Source organism: Hymenobacter agri (assembly GCF_054778495.1).
Genome location: NZ_BAAGZM010000794.1, coordinates 1 through 1,588, shown reverse-complemented (window position 1 = coordinate 1,588; position 1,588 = coordinate 1). Strand labels below are relative to the sequence as shown.

Below are 1,588 nucleotides of genomic sequence, written 5' to 3'. Positions count from 1 at the left end.
TGCCGCCCGCCTTAGGCCGGGCGTGGTCGCCGAGCAGGTGCGAGTCGGTTTTCAGCTCCGCTTCGAGGACTGCCACGAGTGGCTCGCGGCGCACCGGCCGCTGGCCAATCCACTCCAGGCGGCCGGTTTGGGGCAGGGTGGCCAGTAGGCGCGCCACGGTCGATTTATCGTCGCCAAAAAAGGGGAAAGGCATGTTGTTGGTTATTGGTTAAAACGGTGTTAAAGCGGTGTAAGAAGTCAAAATCGTCTGTCATCCTGAGCGCAGTGAAGGACCGTATCACGTTAGGAGTTTTACCGCGTAATAAGGTCCTTCGCTGCGCTCAGGACGACAACCATTCAACATCACAGCTCATCAGGCGTGCCAAAACCCTCGCGGATTTCGGGGTGCGCAATCTGGCCGCCGAGGTTGCCGGCCCGGGCCAGCAGCCCGAAGCTGAGCAGCGTTGCCAAGAGGGCCAGCAGCGTCAGCAGGCGGGCTTTAGGCGAGGCATTCTTCAGCAGAAGCAAGCCAAACAAGGCCAGCGCCGCCGCGCCTTCCAGCGCCCAGAAACCCAACTCGGCTGCTTCTTCGTGGTGGTGAATGAGGGCCCGGCTGGCGCGCGGCAGCTGTTGCGCAATGGCCGCCGCGCCCTCGCCCGTAAGCTGCGCCGGCAAACACAGTACGCCAGCCGCCAGCACCGCCACCAGGCCAGCCCGGGTTAGCGTGAGGTTGGCTTTGATGACGCCCGCCGCCAGCAGCAGGGCGGCAAACAGGCTACCCATAATGGGTAAATGATTGACAAGTAGGTGCAGGTGCGCTTGGTTCATGCCAGGTAGGAGCAGGGCCGGCAAAGCGGCCGAATGAAGCTGCAAAGCTACCCCGGCCGCGGTCGCATACGGGCGGCGGCGCAACCTTGCGGGCCGGTTTCGGCTCTGCTTATCAAATGAACCGCCAGCCAACTACAATCGTTGTCATTATAGCTCCCGAAAACGGCCCGGCCCGCGCTGCTTCGCAATGAAAGAGGGCCGGCCAGCGTTGCCGAATTCCGGCCGGTTGCTGAAGCTGCCGTCGGGGCGTGCGTTGCCGAACCAAGGCCGCGCAGCCGATTTTCTGGCACTACGATTGTCTTGTTGCTGAAGTTGCTGAATTAGTAGTCATTCCGTTATCGTCTTTCTGCTATGACTTTCCTTTCTCAAACGATTACGCGCTTAGCCGCCCCGCTGCTGCTCGCGCTGCCGCTGGCCCTAGCTGCCCCCGCGCAGGCCCAGACGGCTCCGGCCCCCACCGACGTCATCCGCGAAATCACCGACGCCGTGGGTCTCAAGGCTCGCTTCGAGCTGCGCGCCACCAGTGAGGTCGACAACGCCGCCGCCGTGGTGTATAACGGCAAGCGCTACCTGCTCTACAATCCCACTTTTTTGAATGCCGTGAACCGCGCCGGGCACACCGACTGGGCCGGCATCAGCATTCTGGCCCACGAAATGGGCCACCACCTCAACGGCCACACCCTGCGCGCCGGCGGTTCGCAGCCCGCCGACGAGCTGGAGGCTGATGAGTTCTCGGGCTTCGTGCTGCGCAAGCTAGGCGCCAGCCTGGCCCAGGCGCAGG

1 protein-coding gene and 2 pseudogenes are annotated in these 1,588 nt (G+C 63.2%); 1 reads left to right on the top strand and 2 read right to left on the bottom strand.

What is annotated here, in order from left to right; translation table 11 throughout:
• Positions 1–193: pseudogene (locus ACYVDE_RS22205) on the bottom strand (MOSC domain-containing protein); the annotation flags it as partial.
• A 149-nt stretch (positions 194–342) separates the two neighbouring features.
• Entirely contained in the window at positions 343–807 is a 465-nt protein-coding gene (locus tag ACYVDE_RS22200) for a hypothetical protein (RefSeq protein WP_460503717.1), read from the bottom strand.
• 351 nt (positions 808–1,158) lie between these two features.
• Here ACYVDE_RS22200 and ACYVDE_RS22195 point away from each other — a divergent pair.
• Positions 1,159–1,588 (top strand): annotated as a pseudogene (locus ACYVDE_RS22195) (membrane-binding protein); the annotation flags it as partial.